An 18,773-nucleotide genomic window follows, 5' to 3' on the forward strand; every position below is an offset into this window, starting at 1 on the left:
GGATGCCGGAGGTGGGCGACTCGCGTTCATCGCTGGAAGCACACGTGCACGGGCGCGCCCTATGCATTCGCTCGAGCAGGAACGCACGCCCCAGCCAGGACTAGGTCCCACGCCATGCTTTCAACCTGCGATGACCATCGAGTTTCGCGATCTGTGCATTCTGATTCCCGATTACGAGTTGCTGTTGGAAGCCGTGCAGGCTGGCGGCTTGGAGAACAGCGGTGTAGCACCCGGGCGGGGGTTCTCTACGACAATGCTGATCAGGAAGGGACTGGTTGAGGCCCGAGACGGGTACGTGGTTCCGACCATTCTGGGTCAGGCTGTGGCGTGCGCACGCAGGGCGGATGTGGGAGGGACTGCCGTCTATCTCACCGCGAGTGGTGTGGTTGCCGCTGCCGCGTCGTTCGATCAGCAACAGGTAGAGTGAGAATGACCGACAGCCCACAGCCTCTCGTTTCAATGCGACTTCCGGACTTCCGGCTCCTTCAGGAGTTGGTCTGGATGGGAGACACTGATTCCCGGCACGTGAACGCTGAGCGGGGCGAAAGCCTTCGGCGGCTGCTGGCGGATAAACTTGTGACGGAGAAGGGCGGGAAAGTCTGTTGCTCCGAACGTGGTCGACGGGCCGTAACTGCCCAGCGATACCACGAAACGGACGAGCTTGTGGTGGTGCTTCGCCGCGACCTCGACGACTGATGCCGGCCATTCGGGAGGCCGGTGCGTACGCGCCGCAGAGCTTGGCACATGTCGAATCAGCGCCGGTGCTGCGTGCCTTTGGTGGGGCCCTTTCCCGAGCGAAAAATGAGGGAAAAGTAACCGGCGGACCCCCGGGAAAAAGGGGCTTGCCAAGCGTGGACGTCCCGCGAAAATGTTCGGCGAAATCGAGAGCTCGCCGAGCCCCTCCTGTTGGCGACCGACGATGACTCGACGGAGTTGGAGTTGGAGATGAAGGGATTGGTATTGTTGGCCGACGAGGTAACTCTGCTCAAGGGGGCCCGGAGATCGGGGCGGCTGTCCCGGTACGGTTCCACCTTGGGCCACGACGTCGCCTGTGACTTCTTTTGCGAAGCGGGTGTAACCGACGATCACGGCGACGAACTGCGTCTGACCAAGTTTGGGACCCGCCTCGTGGACCACCTTTGGGATACAGGAGCGGCCGGGACGGTTGTCGTCTCCCAAGCGGTCTTGGAAGCTCTGGAGGCGCCAGTCGTAGAGGCGGAGATCTCGTACGGGTCGCAGTTATGTCGGGAGGCGTCCCTTCCCGCGAGCGCCTAGATTCGCCCCCACCGAGTCGTGCAGATCGCCGCATACTCGGGCTGCGGTCAAAGAGCTGGTAACCGCTCTCAGACCACAAAGGATTACTGACCCCCGATCTTCTCGACGCCGACACGGCGATTTCGCGCGTGGCACCCAGATCACGTCTGGTGCGCGGTCAACCGCTTGGGAAGATGGGCGTTGGAAGCTGAGTCCTGCCGGTCCTTCCTTCCCGACCACTTGAGGGTCTGTGGGGTGGCCGATGAAAGGGCTTGTTCTGCTGTCCGACGAGGTCGCGCTGCTGAAGTTCGCTGCAACGCAGGGGGCCCTCCGCCGAACGGGTGAGACGCTCGGCCACGAGATCGCTTGTGATTTCTTCTGCCAGTCCGGTCTCGCCGATCTTGAAGGCGATCAGGTGCGACTCACAGCCTTCGGTCAACGCTTGGCACGCCGGCTCATCTCAACTTCGGCGGCTGGCACCGTATCCATTCCCCCGGCCCTTCTCGATGCACTGGGGCCGCAAGTTGTATTCACGCGTTCGCCGTGCATGTAACGGTCACGTTGGGGGAATCGCTCTTCCTGGCTTGCCGTAGCGTGTCTGGGAACGGCGGCGATGTGCTCCTTGGCTCGGCCATCTTCTCTCCGGCTAAGCCAACCGACGTCGAGACGCGGTTGCGAACAGGGCGCCTCCGACGTCGTATTCGAGTAACGAGGCCGAGCAGGATCGGACGGCCGTTGACAACGTCATCGCGGCAAGCAATTGGACTCGAGGTGAACACCATTCGGAGCTCGCATCCGCCCTGATTTCTCAGCGACCCCGTTCCCGGGGAATTCCTGGTCTTCATGGAACTCCTGGACTGAGGTTGATTCGCAAGTAGTCGATGGTCGGCGGTTCTCGAAGGATTGAGCCAACTCGATACGGCCTGCCGGGTGCTGCGATCGAAATCGCGAACAGCGAGGGAGCAGTTCGATGCAGGACCTGGTGCTCTTGCCTGATGAAGTTGCGTTACTGAAACGGAGTGCGTTGCAGGGGGGGCTCTGCGGGACGCACGGAGGTCTGTCCGAAGAGGCAGCTTTCGAATTCTTTTGTGAGCAGGGACTGGCGGAACTTCGGGCGAATGGCCTTCGTCTGACTTCCTGGGGCCGCCAGGTCGCCCGTGAGCTGACCGAAGACGGCAATGTCGGCGTAGTGCGACTTCGACCGTCAACGCTGGCTGCTTTCAGGGGCGGTTGACTCGCAGTGGCTGAACGGACTTTCCCAGCGATGTTGGGGGAAAACCTGTTTGTGCCAAGCGCCGTCCGGTAGTGCCCATCGCTCGACGTCTTTCCCGCAGCGCCCGTGTCGGATGACGAGAGAAAAAACGTGATCGCAGAAGACTGGGTGTTCTCAGACATCACATACGAGTTATTACAGGGGGCGGCGACCGCTGATGGAGTTCCAGTGCAGCGGCTCACGGTTCCAGAGGCTGCAGCTACATGGTGGTTGGCCCACCTCGGCTTGGTGCGTCTGGAGAAGGGGCGCGTCGTCGCGACAGATCGAGGGCAGGTCGTTTCACGTGCTGAGATGGAGCAGGTCCCAGGTGCTTCTCGCATACGGGTGAGGGCAGGATCCCTCTGGGCAACGAAGCTCTCGAGGCAATGGGCTGCGCTCGGTCCTGGCAATCGGATCCCGTGGGGAGGCTGACTGCCGTACAGGGGCGGCAGATGACAGATCGAATTCCACAACTCGCTAGATAACGGGAGGTCACTGAAGCGCGTTCACTAAACAACGATCGATACGTCCAATGCTCATAACCGTGCGAGCAGTTCGCGTTTCTTTGTCTGAAACTCCTCTTCCGTCAATGCACCGCTTTTGTGCAGCTTCGCCAGGCGTTCGATCGACGAGATTACGTCTTCCGAACCCGACCGCCTTTCCACCTTTGACTCCGTCTGTTCACGCGGGAGAGGTTCCGAGACTGCCTTCGCCGGGTAAAGCTGAGGCAGGCTGGCGATGTCGATCGGACCATGCTGGCTGCTGAATTTGATGGAACTGCCCCCGGACTGTTGTTGAGAAACCCCTCCGATCTGATGATCCAGCGTGTCGTACACCGAGACTTCTCCGCCGAGATCGAGGGCCAGCCGCCGAGGCCCCGCGAAGTAAGCGTACCGCATGTTGTTCTGGGATCCCGTCGCGTTGGGCGTCCCCAGCTCGTCGGGCCACCAGTTCTTGGATTGTGCCGCGGTGCCCTGAACAAAGAGATTTGATCTGCGGGCAGTGTTGCCCACTGCTGCGGCTGTCGGAGCTGGGACGTCTCGCGGTGCTCGACTCGAAGATTGTGACTGACTCTGAGACTGACTCATAGATGGGCTCTCTTCCGAAATTGGGGAGTCGTTGAGGAGGTCCGAGAGTTCCCGGCAAAGCGCATCCACCTTGGCTTTCAGGGCGTGATTGAACATGTCGCCAATCATCGTCATTCCGCCCCGCATCCATTGCCCGACCCCTCCCAGTTCGGCGATCGAGAACTGGGCCATCGTCCCGTTGCCCTGGACGACGGCTTCAAGCAACGTTGTCACTGCCTCGGCCGATACCTGATTCCGGCGGGCGATCTCTTGAATTCGTTTCCGTCCCTCAGGTGTCAGCTGCATGGTGCTCACATGTGCTTCGTCAGGAATCCGTTGCCCCGCAAGTGACCTCATTGGTGAGCCCTTCAGCCGGCTCGCGTCTCACCGCCCAGAACGGTAAGAATCTCTCCGCTGATGTAGCTGGAGTCCGCCTGCGAAGCGAAGAACACGAACGCCGGCGCGACCTCTTCCGGTTGACCGGGACGCTTCATTGGCGTGTCGGCGCCATGCTTGGCAACTTTCTCCGGCGGCTTCGAGACCGGCTGAAGCGGAGTCCAGATCGGTCCCGGCGCGACGCAGTTCACCCTGATCCTTCGGTCAGCCAGGTTCTGAGCCAACGACTTCGTGAAGGCGTGGATCGCTCCCTTCGTCGAGGCGTAGTCGATCAGTTCCTTACTCCCCTCCAATCCTGTGATTGATCCGCAGTTGATGATGGCGGACCCGGGCGCCAGGTGAGGCAATGCCGCCTTGGCCATGTAGAAGTAACCGTGAATGTTGGTCCGAAACGTCAGGTCCCACTCGTCATCCGAGATGTCCTCGAGCGACTTGTGCGTCTGCTGGTAGGCGGCGTTGTTGACGAGAATGTCGAGCTGTCCGAACTCCTGAACGGTCGTCTGGACGGCGGACCGGCAGAACGCCGCGTCCGTGACATCGCCCGGAATCAGCAATCCTCTGCGGCCTTCCTTCTCGATGGCCGCCTTGGTTGTCTCGGCGTCGGACTGCTCGGGAGGGAGGTAGACGATCGCGACGTTGGCCCCTTCGCGAGCAAAGAGGACGGCCACGGACCGGCCGATCCCGGAGTCGCCTCCCGTGATCAAGGCCGAAAGTCCCTCCAATTTGCCCGAGCCACGGTACAGGGGCGCCTCGTACTCCGGCCGAGGATTCATTGCCGAGTCTAAGCCGGGCTTCGGCTGGGTCTGCTCAGGGAGTTGCGAGGTCGGGTGCTTCTGCTCTTGAATCATGGCTAGGGGAGCTTCGTGTTGGAAGGACTTCGGCGGACGGTACGGTCTACTCAGCCGCAGCAGCCGGCATTCCGGCTCGGCAGTTCCTCAAAGGTCTTCACCCCCTCAAAGACAACAACGCCATGATGAATGTTCATCACGGCGTTGTTCGATGAAGGCACTCAGGACTTGCCGCCCGCTGCACCAGACCGGGCGGTAGTGAAGTCGCGTCTCTTGCTTAGCGACTTATGCCGCGTTGGCTCAGCCGGCGTAGCGACGGTTGTACGCGTGGCGGATGTAAGCTCGATCACGATCGTAGTCGCCGTCGTACTCAGACCGCAGGCGTGTCTCGAGAGTATCGTTCCACGCGGGATACTCGCCGTGGTGGCGCTTCTGCGAAGCGAAGCCGAAGCGGAATGCCTGCTCGCGGTTCTCGAAGGCGTTCTCGCTCCCGGCCATCTGCTTGACCGTGTCGTCGACGTCCTGATTCATGTCGCGAGCTTCCCGCGAACCGAAGTCGGCCTTGGTTTGCTCCCAGTCGTTCTCGAAAGCTTTCTTCACGCGTTCCCAGCCGCTCAGCTCGTCGGCGGTGTAAGGTTTTGAAGCGGCCATTTGATTTCTCCTTGGTGACGGGACAGGAACTATCGAGCAACCGCCATGCCGCCGAGTGGGGCGAGTGACTGTGCGTTTCAAACGGGCGCAGATTGCTGCCGACATCCGAGCGATGACCTTGTTCACATCGCGAGTCCCAAGACGGGTACCTGTCCGCTCTCCCTTGGCGGGTTGTGAGCTGTCCCGGTGACTGTACGAGTTATCCGGCAACATCCAGACTGTCTGGGGTCGACGCGCAGCCCCCCCATATCGTGGAAGGCACCAATGCACCACCTGTTGATCGCGTGCCCGCTCGCTGTTGTGCTCTTCCTCACGGTCGGATGCCGAACAACTTGGGCCCAGGAGGCGTCCGGCCAACAACCGGCGAACGGAAGTTCGGATCAAGAGACTGTGAAAGCCTGGAACGCGTTCTATCAGTCCGATGCCGAGAACGCCTATCGCTTCGTCCTTCAGCCGGGCGATATCGAGCTCCGCCTTGATCCGACCCCCATCCTCCGGTGGACCAATCCTCTGGAGCAGGGGGACATTCACGGTGCCGTGTACGTCTGGCGGAAGGGCGGCCGGCCGCTCGTGGTCGGACAGCTGTTCTCGTATCTGAACAACCGCGGGGGCCGAGTCTACTGTCACGCCGTGCACAGCTTGGCCCGGGACGGAGAGCGACTCACGGGATCGCGAGACGGCAAGGTCTTCTGGACACCCGACTCTCCGGGTGTCCAGATGCATGATCTTCCAATGGCTCCCGCGCCAGCGGCCAGCCGGAACCTCCGCCTGACCCAAATGAAGTCCTTTTCTCGGCGATTCTCGGCTTACACGGAAGAAGCGTCGCGAGGAAAACGCAATCTTCGCCTGCTGACGACGCCGTTGGATCGCTTTCCCGAGAATGCTCTCGAGGAGCCTGACGGGGCGCTCTTCTCTCTCGTTGTCGGAAACGATCCGGAAGTCATCCTGGTGCTGGAGACAAAGAACTCCGCGGCAGAGGGCGAGATCTGGCAGTACGGGTTGATTCAGTCGACCCGCAGTACATCTGTCGCCCTGCTGGACGACAAGGAAGTTTGGCGGTACGACGCGAATGAGAAGACGGCGTCCGATAGGTCCTCCGTCTATCTGTCGGTTCACGGAATCGCCACGCTTCCACTGGAAGCCCCACGTTCTCCGGCTGATTGACCGCCGGGCCCAGTCTGAATGGGTAGGTCTGCCCAACATCGATGGTGAGAAAGCGACGTTCTGTGCCTTGGATCGGCCAGACGTCGTGCTACTGAATCTGGCCCTTCCTGGCATCGACGGGTACGAAGTCGCGGCGTGTCTTCGTTCTCGGCCAGACACAGCCTGAGCGTCCCTACGTCGACAACATTGGGTCGCGGTTCTCGAAGAGGGCGTGATCCTTCAGTATCGATCCGAGTCGTCTCACGAAGGCGTGACGACCCTCTATTCAACGCTTGGACGGACGACGCTCTTCACCTCCTTGGCCGCACGCGGACACGCAAAGACGTCTCTTCGAAGCATTCAGCGACATCACCATAGCTCGGAACGGGGACGCAGCTCAGGTGCTGTTCCACCCGGCAGCAATGTCCCTTGAAGAGTTCCATCGCGACGACGACAAGCCCGTTGACGCGACGATCGATCCGCAGCTCCTCGCAGCCGTGAAGGCGGTGGTGAACGGGAAGCCGTCCCGACGGATTCCGAAGAGTTACTACGGATACGCGCTGCAGGAGATTTGCCGGAGTCTCGGTCGTCGCCTTGCTGACGATGATCAGATCGGCGAGATAGGTTCACTCAAGTTGGAGACACGTCTCGCTTCACCTCGTGCAGTCGCCGGCGTTCCGAGCAACGGCGACTTTCCGGTCATCAGCTCTCTGACCGAGGACGAAGTTGCCGAAGAGGTAGGGAAGTTCAGATCGCGAGGGATGGCGTATCCAGAGGATCTGGACATTGAGGCGGGCAGCGCTGCGTTGCTCCGATGCTTGGAAGATGCGGCGTCGAAAGGCGAGGCGATTACTACCTTTTACTACTGAGAAGTCGTGGGGCGGGGGCGGCCGCGAATCTGGATGGACAATGTGCTTCTCACCCGGCGAGCAAACGGTAGCGAGCCTCGACGTAGTAAGCGTTCGGGAGTGGGGCGGCATGAACGCCGCTTTGCGGCTCTCGTTTCCCACTTGTGGTCACTCGGGAGTTTCCGGCCACCGAGCCGACCCGCCGCCTTGGTGGACCATTTGTCGAGTCGCTGCGTTTGGCTCCTGGGAGCAGGACGATCACCCCTTCGCTGCCGGAAGGCGCAGCAGAGCGACTCGTTGCATTTTGCACCTCAATCGTTAACGACATCATAGGCCGAGCAAGCGTCCGGGCTCCGATTCCGAACGACTTCCTGATTTCGCGATGATGTGTGGCCCATCCACAGCAGACCGTGGTCTATGCCAGCTTGGATGTACAGCACGCTTCTGAAACAAAGGACCGATCGCTCGAATCAGCAATCACTTGTGCAGAGCATGTCGACGGACGGCGTGTCGGACGCCAGGAGGTCCGCTGTGATTCGGACCACGGCCGTCCCGTGGACTGTTTCTACGGTGATCTGCGATGCGCGAATCCCTTTCTCCGTGGCGACGAGATGGTGGCGAAAGCCTCTGACAAGCCCGAGTCGAGCAAGGTCGCACGCCATCAGCACCTGTGGCGGCGTCAGGACCTCGAATGGGACACCCGGTCCTCGAGCCGCGTTTCGCAGGAGCATGTACCACATGATGGGCAACAGCACGTCATCCATGTTGTGTCTCACCGCTTTCCTCTTCAGGAAATGGGTATCCCCGGGAGAGAGCTCGTGGCAATGATGCGACGCAGTCCGACGAGCGATGCAGGCCCCTCTGTCCGATCCTGAACGCCCCGATGACTCACTATGCCACGCCAACTCGGCTCAGAGTCTCGATCACCGTCCCCGGGATCCGCACCGCGCCCGTCGCTCCATCGGCGATGAGCTTCCGGGCCAAGCGATGCCCCAGTGAGGAGAGTTTCATCTCTCCATCTCGAACCTCAGCCAGGCCCTCCTCGCAAAGAAACTTGCAGACGACTCCACCTCCCATCGTCCAGGGAGTGCGGGTCCAGAGACCCTGCATCTCCCGCTGTTTCAGCAGTCGCACCTCGTCTGCCATAAGCACCAGGTCGGCTCTCATTCGCTCCCTTTCTTCCGACTCCTTCACTCTGTCGGAAAGGCGAAATCCGGCAGGCGCTTCTCTTGGCCAATCATTGTCAGATCGCTCGCGATTGCGTCCACTCTCCACCGGATGAGCCAGTCCGAGTTTGACCGAAACCAGAGGATCTCCGGTGTCTGAGGCACCAGAGGGCGCGTATCACTCACCGGCGAGTGCTCTTATTGAACTCGGGCCCACTTATCGTGGGGCCCCGCGTAGCACTAAACGCTCTTGGAAATCGGCTTCCTTACGTCTCGAGTGCCGATGTCTCCGGACTCGGCGCTCGCGAGGGCCTCGAGACGATCCGACGGAATCCGGGTGGCAGCGGGATCGTTTGTCTCGACCACTTCGGCGGCAATCCGCTTGCCCAGAGCGGTCAGGCGGACTTCGCCATCGGCTCCCCCGTCCCGGTACGCGAGTCCCCGCGCGCACAGAAACCGCACCATGGTGTCCTCTGAGTCCGACAGAGGACGCTTTTCCACAATTCCGCTGGAGGCCGCGCCTCTCAGGAAGCGGACTTCGTTCCTCACCAACACCAGTTCTCCGAACATCAAGGCCTCTCTGTCACTCGACTGTGGGTCCATTCGCGTTGAGCCTAACGCGGCCGAATTGCTTCAGCACGATCAAGACCGTAGCCCCCCGCCGGGTTGGGGGTCGATCAAAAGAATCCCTGATACACGGAATTCCCCGAGCCAGCCCATGTCGAGTCGCGCGGCGGTTTCCCGTTCTCGAGACTCGCCTCCCAAATGTCGTGTCCTTGAGCGATCGGTTTCGTTCCCTGCCGGGCCCGATCTGCTTCCCCTGGGAGCCGGCGCCTGACCTCGGCGCGCCCAGTCTGGTCGACAGGCGCCATCGTTGCGCGAAGAGAGGAACGCGTAATCAGGACGATGTATCTCCGCAGGTGCAGGCGATGCGACGAACGAATGCGAGAGGCACGAAGACGGTGAAAGGCCCGCATGTCGGAACAGACCGATGGTCCGTTCTGCGCCAGGTCGACCATCGCATCCCGATCAAGCCTGATCATTGTCGGGCCGGCGACTTCGCGGCGGTTCTAGAGATTCCGTCCTTGCTAGATACGAGTCCCAGAGCAGCCGCACGCCGGCGGCCGAGGAAATAGAGGGGGCGAGATCGTCCCTGAATGAAAAGGTACTTCGCTTCGAGCCACACGGCCCGGCCCAGCTTCGTGGCCCTCAACGTCCCTCCCTGGCGTGTGCTTCGAGCGAAGGCAAAGCGCTTCGCGATTAAAGCGCGGGCGACGGCTTCTGAGTCCGGACTCGCGATCGACGCTATCGGCAGTCCGCGGTCCTCCTTCACCAGAGCCGACAACAATTCATGTTCGCTGTCGGAGAGAACGGCCACTTCGTCCGGCCGGAGACCGGGATCGTGCATGATGAGCGCCTGTAAAGATTCGTCCGTGACGGTACGCGGCATCCAGCCGGAATATTCTCATGCGAAAGCCGATGCTGGACACCGACAGATACTGGGTGCCGCCCCGGAAAGTTCCCTGGTACTCACACGAACGACTTCGCCAGAGCGGCTGCGTCGATGTGGGCGACTGCTCCGGACCCCGGTCGGTTAGCGCCCGTCACCGCCGCCAGTGCTAGGCCTTCGCTGGCTCCATTTCCTTTGCTGCCGCAAACGGACACGTCGGTCTCGCTGTTCACTCGCACCTTTGCTGTTCGCTTCGCCGGTACAATTCGCAGAGCACATCCGTACAAGCAGTATTCCCGCGGGGTTCTCGCCTCCATTTCCAGGACGGTGGCAGAGCACGTTGGGGAAAAGCTGGTCCGACGACAGTCCATCCCGAAGCGTGCCGGATCAGGTCTGTCTCTCCCCCAACGTGCCCATCAAATCCCAGCCGCCCCTCGGCCTACGACCGGCCACCCCAATAACTCCAGTTGCGACCGCTGCAGCCAGACCGATCTACAGGCGCCATCGGCGACCAGCTTTCTCGCGACCCGATGCCCGATCGGAGTCAGCCTCAACGTCTCGCCCTGTCGTTCAGTCAGCCCGTGCTTACAGAGTAAGTCGCATGCGACTTCGTGGCTCAGCGGGCTCGCGGCTTTGGTCTTCGTCCCCTGCAGTACGGCCCGCGTCAGGAACAAGACCTCATCAGACAACAACACCAGGTCCTGCATGATTCCACTTCAGACTCGTCAGTCCGTCGACGGGGACACCCCGGCTGGTCATTCGTCGAAACGCAATTGTGATTCGTCCACCTTAGACCGCAACGTCTTCCCTCTTCGCCGGCGATACGAATTCAACAGGACAAGAGTTTTCCTGAGGCCTCTCCCGGGCTCGTCAATGGCGCTGTACGAGGCCCAATGACTCGGCACGACAACGGTGCGCCTGGCGGATGAAGCGGGAATGGCACTTGCTTTCGGCTGCTGGCCTGATGGTCACTCGCGAGGAGACTAGTCATGTCCAGGATCTCATGTCTTGCTGTCCTGTTTGCGGCCCAAGGTGCGGCGGTGGCGTTCTGCCAACAGACCCCGCCACGACGTACTGCGGCAGCGCCGCCGACATCGAACCGGCCCGCCGGTCAAGTTCCGGCTGCGCCACGGTCTGAAGCACAACCTGCCAGCCGCCAGCCCGACGCTCGACCGCCGCAGAGTACGCCTGTAGCGACACCGGAGAGTCGCAAAGGGCCGATGTCTGGGGATGTCGTTGAACGAGCTCAGACCGCCGGGCCGCCAGAGGGGACTCTTGTTGAACAACGGCAGCAGGAGGCGGACCGTCCAGAGAAGTTCGATCCGAAGCAAGCCCAGTCTGCCTCCCCTGCGTTCAAGGACCAGCCGAAAGCGGGGAAGATCACCGGGTTTGATTTCTTTCGCGACCCGCTGAATGCCGACGAGCCGTTCACGCCGTTTGCGGACGTCATGAAGAAGGAGGCGGCCGGCAAGGATGCCGTGGTCAAGGCCCAGCGAGCTCTTCTCGAGACACGATACGACCTGACGCCGCGGCCTGATCCGGACGTCACGATGTCTCGCGGAAAAGCCGTCTTGAAGGGGCCGACGGCCAAGCTGACCAACGGGCTGACGTGGGACGAGCTGGGCAAGATGTCGCCGTCGGACATCCGGGAAAAGGGAGTCTTTCCCTACCCGACGCTTCCTCACCCGCTCCAGGTCAATGGCGGGCAGGTGTTTCCCCAAGTCCAGACTCGGATGTTCTCCCGGTTGGAGCGGTTCGATGTTGAGTTCGACCTCCCCGCCGAATTCCTTCCGGAGTTTCCGCCCGCCATCTTCCTTCAGAATCGTCCGGAGCTGGGAGATGTCTCGCGCGGCCAAGTGGTCTCGATCAACAACTTCCGTGACCTGTTCAAGGATCTGCTGACGCCAGTCCAGCTCGATGGACTGCGGTTACTCCTGACGCCGATGCCCCAGGAGGAGTTCAATCCGACCGATGATCGCAAGACCGCCCAGCCGAGCCTCGGCATCGCCTGCTTCGACTGCCATGTGAACGGTCACACAACCGGCCAGTTCCACCTGAGCCCCGACATCCGACCGCAGGAACGACGTTTCCGGCTCGACACTACGAGCCTCCGCGGGATGTTCAACCAGCAAATCCACGGCTCTAAGCGGAGCCTGCGGTCGGTCGAAGACTTCACGGAGTTCGAGCAGCGGACTGCCTACTTCAACGGCGATCCGATCCATGCCATGAAAAAGGGCTTCCAGGAGATCCCGCGGGTCTCCGTGCCGCACATGGCCCAGTTTCAGAACATGCTCGACTTTCCGCCCGCCCCTAAGCTGAATGTCCTCGGGCGGCTGAATCGAAATGCCAACGAGCGGGAGCGGCGGGGCGAAGCCCTGTTCTTCGGCAAGGCGCAGTGTTCGGTCTGCCATCCGGCGCCGTTCTACCTCGATCATCAGATGCACGACCTGCATCTGGAGCGATTCCTGGCCGACGAACCGGGGGACGGACCGATCAAGTCGTTCACGCTTCGCGGGATCAAGGACAGCCCGCCGTACCTGAAAGATGGACGGTGTCTCACGCTCGACGACACGGTCGAGTTCTTCAACCTTGTTCTCGAACTGGAACTCACCGCCGACGAGAAAGCGGACCTCGTCGCCTTTCTCAAGTGTCTCTGAGGCCATCGACGTGGCTCGTTCTTCCTCAGCTCGGCGGACGGCAAGCGTTGTCCCCGGGCCCTCGCCCGGCTACAGCGTTGATGCGTCTCTGACATTCCGGATCGGCTGTGCCGGGTGGAACATTCCGAAACAGCACGACGACCTGTTCCCTCGCGACGGGAGCCACCTCGCCCGCTACCAGCGGCAGTTCAACGCCGGCGAGATCAACTCGTCGTTCTATCGCTCGCATCGTCCGGCGACCTACCGACGATGGGCTGTTAATTCACCCGAGGAATTCCGCTTCGCCGTCAAAGCCCCGCGGACAGTCACGCATGAGCATCGCCTGAAGGGAGCCGACGACCTCCTGAAGGCGTTCCTCGGGGAAGTGGCCGAACTCGGCGAGCATCTCGGCCCGCTTCTATTCCAACTCCCTCCTTCGTTGCGGTTCTCGCCATCGGACGTGGAAAACTTTCTGGAACTCCTCCGTGGCTTGTTCTCGGGCGCCCTCGTCCTCGAGCCGCGGCACACCTCCTGGCTCGGCGAGGACGCTGCCCATCTTCTGAGGCAGTACCGCGTGGCGATGGCCGCTGCCGATCCTCCCCTCGGCCCCGAGATCGCCCCCGCCGGCTCGTCGTCGCCGACGTACTACCGCCTGCACGGTCATCCCCGAATGTACTATTCGCCTTACTCCGAGGGGGACCTCGCTCGTCTCACTCGCGACATGTTCGAGCACGCCGCTGTCGGGCACGACGTCTGGTGCATCTTCGACAATACGGCCGACGGGGCGGCGCAGACCGATGCATTGACCATGCAGCGAATGCTCGCGGCCCGCAGATCGACACTGGGACGATAGAGTGGACTACAGGGCCAGGTGGCGATGCCGCCCCAGAACGGACGCCGATCGATTGCTACCGTGATTGATTGCCGCCCGTTCCATTGGTTCGTCCCGCGACGCCCGTCGCTTCGCTCGCCTGGTACAAAGCTCCATTCGGGTTGCGCGGCTTCTCGTCGTAGGTGAGATCGTCGACCCGCCCCGCAGACAAGCGGTCCGCGACACTGGGGATCAGTTTCGAAAGCGTCGTGCTCACGAGCGACATCGCTCCAACCTTCTTCTCCCGTGTCGGGTGCTCGGCGGCGTGCAGGATCGCCTCGGCCACGTCCTGCGCCTGGATCATCGGATCGGGGAGCTTCGGCTCCTTGAGCATGTCGTTCTTCGCATGCTGAGGGAACGGCGTGTCGACGGCAGTCGGCTGGATCAACGTCACCGCAACGGGAAGCTTGTCGACCTCCTCGACTTCGACCCGCAGGACGTCGACGTACCCCTTGATGGCGTGTTTGGTCGCGACGTAGATGCTCATGAGCGGGGCGTAGGAATCGGAGACCTCGCTTCCGACCGTGATCAGCGCACCGCCACTGCTTTTCAGATGCGGAAGAGCGACGACGCAGCCGTTGACCGCTCCCCAGAAGTTGATATCGAACAGTCTCCGGGCATCCTCTTCGCGAAACGTGTCCGCGCGGCCGTACATCCCCAGGCCGGCGTTGTTGACCCACGTGTCGATCCGCCCGAAGGTCCTGATCGCCGTTTTGGCGAGGGCTTCTACCTGGCTGCGGTCGGAAACATCACACGGGACCGCGATCGCCCGGCCCCCCCGGCCCGTGATCCGCCCCGCGACGTGAAGAAGCGTCTTTTCGCTGCGGGCGGCGAGGACGACCGAAGCCCCCATCTCCGCGAGAAGTTCGGCGGTCGCCAGTCCGATCCCTGAAGACGCGCCGGTAATCACGACAACCTGATCCGCAATCTTCTTGAGCGTTGTCGACATGAAGAAGAACTCCTTGGGAGGGGGCGATCAGGGCTTCAGGACAACTTTGACACAGCCGTCTTTCTTATCGCGGAAGGTCTTGTAGGCGTCGGGCGCCTCGGACAGGGGCAACCGGTGCGTGATGATCGCCGACGGATCGATCTGGTCTTTCTCGATCCGCTCCAGGAGCGGCTGCAGGTAGCGGTGCACATGCGTCTGACCGGACTTCATCGTCAGGGCCTTGTTGACGAAGGCCCCCATCGGAACCTTGTCGAGCAGGCCCACATACACCCCCGGCACCGAGACGGTTCCTCCTTTTCGGCAGGCCATGATCGCCTGCCGCAGCACGGACGGCCGGTCCGTCGCCAGGCCGACCGCCGCCTTCGCGTTGTCGAGCACCGCCGGCCAGCTCCCCCACCCGTGGGCCTCCGCTCCGACGGCATCAATACACCGGTCCGGCCCGCGTCCCTTCGTCATCTCCTGCAGCCGGTCAAAGACGCTGGCATCGGTCTCGGTGAAGTCGATCGTCTCCGCTCGCCCCAGACGCCTCGCCATCTCCAGCCGCTCCGGAACGTGGTCGATGGCGATCACCCGCCCGGCGCCGAACAGCCAGGCGCTCTGAATGCAGAACTGCCCGACCGGCCCGCACCCCCAGACCGCGACGGTGTCGCCCGCCTCGATGTCGGCCTGCTCCGCTCCCATGTAGCCGGTCGGGAAGATGTCGGTCAGGAACAGCACCTTCTCGTCGGGGATGTGGCTCGGCACCTTGAAGGCCCCGAAGTCCGCCAGCGGGACCCGGACGTATTCTGCCTGGCCCCCGGCAAATCCCCCGAGCATGTGGCTGTAGCCGAACAGTCCGCTGGGCGAATGGCCCATCGCCTCCTCGGCGATCTTCTTGTTGGGGTTGGAGTTCTCGCAGCAGGAAAACAGTGTCTTCCGGCAGAAGAAGCACGTCCCGCACGCCATCGTGAATGGGACGACGACCCGGTCCCCTTTGCTCAGCTTGCCGGCAGCGACGGTCCCGGTCTCGACCACCTCCCCCATGAACTCGTGCCCCAGGACGTCGCCGGACTCCATCGTGGGCATGTAGCCGTCGTAGAGATGTAGGTCGGATCCGCAGATTGCGGTCGAGGTCACCCGGATGATCGCATCCCGGGGATCCTCAATCCTGGGGTCGGGGACGTCGTCGATTCGTACGTCTTCCTTGCCGTGCCAGCAGAGCGCCTTCATGGATGTCTCCCAGTTGCTGCCGCCCCGCCCGGTTCCTGTTCGATGCCGTCTCCCGGTGCCGGAGGGTTCCCTGCCCGGTTGCAAAACCACGGCCGGCGCGGCGTTCGACGGTGTCGATCTCGACGCCAGCGGTTCCGTCCAGAGAATCCCCGGCGGTCAGACCATCGGGAGGAGGGGAACTGCGGGCAGAATCGACCCGGCTGGCAGACTACGATGTGAACGAGCCTCGTCAGAACGGCATGCGGAGTGCGATCCTGACGCAGTCGTGATCGTGAATCGCATAGCCCATCATCCTTACTGCAGCATGGCCTGATGACCTCCCATGCTGGCAGGCCACCGAGCATCACATGGCTTACGTTCCGTTCAGTGAGTCGGTTGAAGTTCATCAGAAGGACGAACGGCGACTGACCGATCAGATCGTCGCCTCAGTGCTCCGGACGAACCGGGTTCGCTTTGAGAAGCATCAGCACGCGGTTCGGGAGGCCCATGCGAAGAGTCACGGTTTACTGGTGGGCCAACTAATTGTGAACGAGGGCCTGCCGTCGCACCTCCAGCAGGGGCTATTTGCAGCTCCCGGATCCTTCCCGGTCATTGCGAGGCTCTCCAGCGCCCCCGGAGATATTCAAAGCGACCGGATCCCCACACCCCGGGGAATGGCTCTCAAGGTCCTGGGCGTACCCGGCCCCATGCTGAACGAGTCGCCCAGTCCCACGCCGAATCAGGACTGGCTGCTCGTTAACGCGCCGGCGATCCCTTTCGGCGATATCGGCTCCTACGCCCAAGTCCAAAAGCTGATTGAGAACCGGGCCGACACTGCCGAGATCCTGAAGTTGGTGGCGGCCAAGGCGGCACGCGGCGCCAACCTGCTCCTCGGCATGGTCGGTCTGCAGAGCGAAATCCTCGAAGATCTGGGCCCGGCCAACAGTCACATCCTGGGAGAGACCTTTCACAGCATGGCCGCGGTCCGGTTCGGCGAGTTCATCGCCAAGATCAGCGTCGCTCCGCTGAGCGGGAATGTGAGGGCTCTGGTGGGAGCATCGATCGACGCGGACGATGACCACCGCTGCGCCTTGCGCGATCGTGTCGCGGAATTCTTCCGGGGGAACAGCGCGGAGTACGAGGTGCGGGCCCAGCTGTGCGTCGACTTGGACAAGATGCCCATCGAGGACGCCTCAGTCATCTGGGACGAGGACCTTTCTCCGCATCAGCCGGTCGCCCGACTCATCTTTCCCAGCCAAGCCACAGATTCTCCCGCCCGGAGGGTCTTTGGAGACGACCAGCTGTCCTTCACCCCCTGGCGGGCCATGACGGCACACCGGCCGCTCGGATCAGTCATGCGTGTGAGGAAGCCGGTCTATGAGGCATCCGTCCGATTCCGGCAGGAGATGAATGCTCGGGAGATCGTCGAGCCGACCAGCCTGAGCGACGTTCCTCAGTGAGTCCTACCACCTCGTTGCGACGGAAGGGGCTTGACGCGTCTTACGGCAAGCCGAGCATTCGGCAAGGAAGTTCCCCATGAGGTCGCCGCACTTGTGACTCCGGATCCGCTCCCTTTCGACCTGCAGCTTCGTTCGCTCCCGGATTTGCGGATGGAGTTGGCGACCGCTGGGAGCTCTGGTGCACCTGTCGTGATTCTCCTGCACGGGTTCCCCGATGTCTGGTCGGGCTGGCATTATCAGATTCCTGAGTTGGCGGCCGCGGGCTTTCGCGTTCTCGCACCGAATCAGCGCGGCTATGGCAGGACCGACAAGCCCAAGGGAGTGGCCGCCTATGACATCGATCAGCTCGCGGCCGACGTGATTGCGCTGGCCGACTCGGAGAACGCCTCCACGTTCCACCTCGTCGGACACGACTGGGGTGGTCTGATCGCCTGGCGGGTTGCGGCACTGTTCCCGGAGCGAGTCCGCCGCCTTCTGATTCTGAATGCCCCCCATCCCGGTGCGTTTCAGGGATACCTGCTTCGCCATCCAAGCCAGCTCTGCCGGAGCTGGTACATCGGCTTCTTTCAGTGTCCCTGGCTTCCGGAGGCCGTGCTCTCAGCCCGAAACTACGCGCTCCTCTTTCGGGCGGTGCGGTCAACCAGCCAGCCGGGGGTCTTCGATGAGAGCGACCGGCGCCAGTTTGTCTCCGCGTGGTCTCAGCCCGGCGCACTCGCGGCCATGCTGAACTATTACCGCGCGGTCGTTCGCCGCTCTCCAGCCTCGTTGAAGCGATCCGTCCCCGTTCCGACGCGGATCCTCTTTGGTCGCCAGGATCCGGCGGAAGAACCTGGCCTGGCCGAGGTGAGTCTCCAGTTCTGCTCTCAGGGCTCCATCCGCTGGATCGACGAAGGAGCCCATTGGATCCAGCGCGAGGCCGCTGAAACCGTCACGGCGGAGATCATCCAGACCTGCTCCTCTTGACGCCACGACGCAGCCAAACGTGCAACGGCAACTAGGGCGTCGCCTGCGCGGCTCCAGAGCTAGACGGTCGTTGGGGACGGTCGTCTCGCATCTCCCGGGCCTTGGCGGCAAGCCGTCGGTATTCGTCGCGAATCTCTTCGAGTTCCGACTCTTCGAGATCCTCGATGTCCATGAAGTTGTCGCGCGCGTCGGCGATGGACCGGAGGACTTCATCCAGCTTGAGATGGAGGGCCACAGTGTCCCGGTTCTGGCTGTTCTGAATCAGGAACACCATCAGGAAGGTGACGATCGTTGTCCCGGTGTTGATCACGAGCTGCCACGTATCACTGAAGCCGAAGATCGGTCCTGTAATGGCCCAGATCAAGACGATCGCCGACGCCGAGATGAACCCTCCTGGTTTCCCCGTCCAACACGCGGTGTTGTGCGCCGCGCGGCTGAACCAGGACTTGGAACCGTTTGACTCTTCGCCGCAAGACCTCATAACGCCCCCCTTTCCTCAAGCGTCCGGTGCAGAAGCGATTCCCTCTTACGGAAACGTAACAGGCATTGTTCGGCCTCTCCGTGATCGGCGGTGCTCGACTTCTTTCGTCGGGAAGACCGAGTGCCGTCCTTGCGGTCGTCACAGCACTCCTTGCCAGCGACTCGCCGCGCGCATCGGTCTCGGAATTGCGTGGTCCGATCAGGACTCCCG

Annotated in this window: 18 protein-coding genes; 10 read left to right on the top strand and 8 right to left on the bottom strand. The window is 62.0% G+C overall.

The window, feature by feature from the left end; all coding sequences use genetic code 11:
- Positions 1-130 precede the first annotated feature (130 nt).
- The 4 genes from VT03_RS00975 to VT03_RS00990 all read left to right on the top strand — a co-directional run bounded on the left by VT03_RS00975 (position 131) and on the right by VT03_RS00990 (position 1,807).
- Positions 131-427 carry a hypothetical protein gene (locus VT03_RS00975; RefSeq protein WP_075091249.1) on the top strand — a complete coding sequence of 99 codons (297 nt, stop codon included), beginning with the start codon at positions 131-133 and terminating at the stop codon, positions 425-427.
- 74 nt (positions 428-501) lie between these two features.
- Positions 502-696: a hypothetical protein gene (locus VT03_RS00980; RefSeq protein WP_156514201.1), complete on the top strand. Its 195-nt coding sequence runs from the start codon at positions 502-504 to the stop codon at positions 694-696.
- Positions 697-906: 210 nt separating this feature from the next.
- Positions 907-1,275, top strand: a complete 369-nt coding sequence (locus VT03_RS00985; RefSeq protein WP_075091251.1) for a hypothetical protein — start codon at positions 907-909, stop codon at positions 1,273-1,275.
- A gap of 241 nt (positions 1,276-1,516) precedes the next feature.
- Positions 1,517-1,807 (top strand): hypothetical protein, encoded by a 291-nt coding sequence (locus VT03_RS00990; RefSeq protein ID WP_075091252.1) that lies wholly within the window; start codon positions 1,517-1,519, stop codon positions 1,805-1,807.
- Positions 1,808-3,042: 1,235 nt separating this feature from the next.
- Here the strand turns inward: VT03_RS00990 and VT03_RS00995 are convergent.
- The 3 genes from VT03_RS00995 to VT03_RS01005 all read right to left on the bottom strand — a co-directional run bounded on the left by VT03_RS00995 (position 3,043) and on the right by VT03_RS01005 (position 5,408).
- Complete coding sequence (locus VT03_RS00995) at positions 3,043-3,879, bottom strand: SHOCT domain-containing protein (protein WP_075091253.1); 837 nt, start codon at positions 3,877-3,879, stop codon at positions 3,043-3,045.
- Between the two features lie 62 nt (positions 3,880-3,941).
- Entirely contained in the window at positions 3,942-4,817 is an 876-nt protein-coding gene (locus VT03_RS01000; RefSeq protein ID WP_075091254.1) for an SDR family oxidoreductase, read from the bottom strand.
- Between the two features lie 240 nt (positions 4,818-5,057).
- A complete protein-coding gene (locus VT03_RS01005; protein WP_075091255.1) occupies positions 5,058-5,408 on the bottom strand; it encodes a hypothetical protein in 351 nt (116 codons plus the stop codon).
- 390 nt (positions 5,409-5,798) lie between these two features.
- On the opposite strand from VT03_RS01005, the gene VT03_RS01010 reads away from it, so the two are divergent.
- Positions 5,799-6,572 carry a hypothetical protein gene (locus VT03_RS01010; protein WP_156514202.1) on the top strand — a complete coding sequence of 258 codons (774 nt, stop codon included), beginning with the start codon at positions 5,799-5,801 and terminating at the stop codon, positions 6,570-6,572.
- Between the two features lie 380 nt (positions 6,573-6,952).
- The gene (locus VT03_RS01015) at positions 6,953-7,420 is read left to right on the top strand and encodes a hypothetical protein (protein ID WP_156514203.1); all 468 of its coding nucleotides are present in this window, start codon (positions 6,953-6,955) and stop codon (positions 7,418-7,420) included.
- A 1,385-nt stretch (positions 7,421-8,805) separates the two neighbouring features.
- Here the strand turns inward: VT03_RS01015 and VT03_RS01030 are convergent.
- Together VT03_RS01030 and VT03_RS01035 are read right to left on the bottom strand one after the other, a co-directional pair.
- The gene (locus VT03_RS01030; protein ID WP_156514204.1) at positions 8,806-9,030 is read right to left on the bottom strand and encodes a hypothetical protein; all 225 of its coding nucleotides are present in this window, start codon (positions 9,028-9,030) and stop codon (positions 8,806-8,808) included.
- 574 nt (positions 9,031-9,604) lie between these two features.
- Complete coding sequence (locus VT03_RS01035) at positions 9,605-10,015, bottom strand: hypothetical protein (protein WP_075091261.1); 411 nt, start codon at positions 10,013-10,015, stop codon at positions 9,605-9,607.
- Positions 10,016-11,235: 1,220 nt separating this feature from the next.
- Between VT03_RS01035 and VT03_RS01045 the strand changes: the two genes are divergently transcribed.
- Positions 11,236-12,672, top strand: coding sequence for a cytochrome B6 (locus VT03_RS01045; RefSeq protein WP_197489158.1), 1,437 nt, complete (start codon positions 11,236-11,238; stop codon positions 12,670-12,672).
- Between the two features lie 10 nt (positions 12,673-12,682).
- Positions 12,683-13,504 (top strand): DUF72 domain-containing protein, encoded by an 822-nt coding sequence (locus VT03_RS01050; protein WP_197489159.1) that lies wholly within the window; start codon positions 12,683-12,685, stop codon positions 13,502-13,504.
- A 55-nt stretch (positions 13,505-13,559) separates the two neighbouring features.
- Here VT03_RS01050 and VT03_RS01055 read toward each other — a convergent pair whose 3' ends face one another.
- The gene (locus VT03_RS01055) at positions 13,560-14,471 is read right to left on the bottom strand and encodes an SDR family oxidoreductase (RefSeq protein WP_075091263.1); all 912 of its coding nucleotides are present in this window, start codon (positions 14,469-14,471) and stop codon (positions 13,560-13,562) included.
- A 27-nt stretch (positions 14,472-14,498) separates the two neighbouring features.
- Positions 14,499-15,680 (bottom strand): zinc-dependent alcohol dehydrogenase, encoded by a 1,182-nt coding sequence (locus VT03_RS01060; RefSeq protein WP_075091264.1) that lies wholly within the window; start codon positions 15,678-15,680, stop codon positions 14,499-14,501.
- A gap of 347 nt (positions 15,681-16,027) precedes the next feature.
- On the opposite strand from VT03_RS01060, the gene VT03_RS01065 reads away from it, so the two are divergent.
- Both VT03_RS01065 and VT03_RS01070 read left to right on the top strand, forming a co-directional pair.
- Positions 16,028-17,119, top strand: a complete 1,092-nt coding sequence (locus VT03_RS01065; protein ID WP_075091265.1) for a catalase family protein — start codon at positions 16,028-16,030, stop codon at positions 17,117-17,119.
- A gap of 189 nt (positions 17,120-17,308) precedes the next feature.
- Positions 17,309-18,082, top strand: coding sequence for an alpha/beta fold hydrolase (locus VT03_RS01070; RefSeq protein WP_197489160.1), 774 nt, complete (start codon positions 17,309-17,311; stop codon positions 18,080-18,082).
- Positions 18,083-18,113: 31 nt separating this feature from the next.
- On the opposite strand, the gene VT03_RS01075 is transcribed toward VT03_RS01070, so the two are convergent.
- A complete protein-coding gene (locus VT03_RS01075; protein ID WP_075091266.1) occupies positions 18,114-18,563 on the bottom strand; it encodes a low affinity iron permease family protein in 450 nt (149 codons plus the stop codon).
- Positions 18,564-18,773 lie beyond the last annotated feature (210 nt).

This window comes from Planctomyces sp. SH-PL14 (assembly GCF_001610835.1).
Lineage (GTDB): Bacteria > Planctomycetota > Planctomycetia > Planctomycetales > Planctomycetaceae > Planctomyces_A.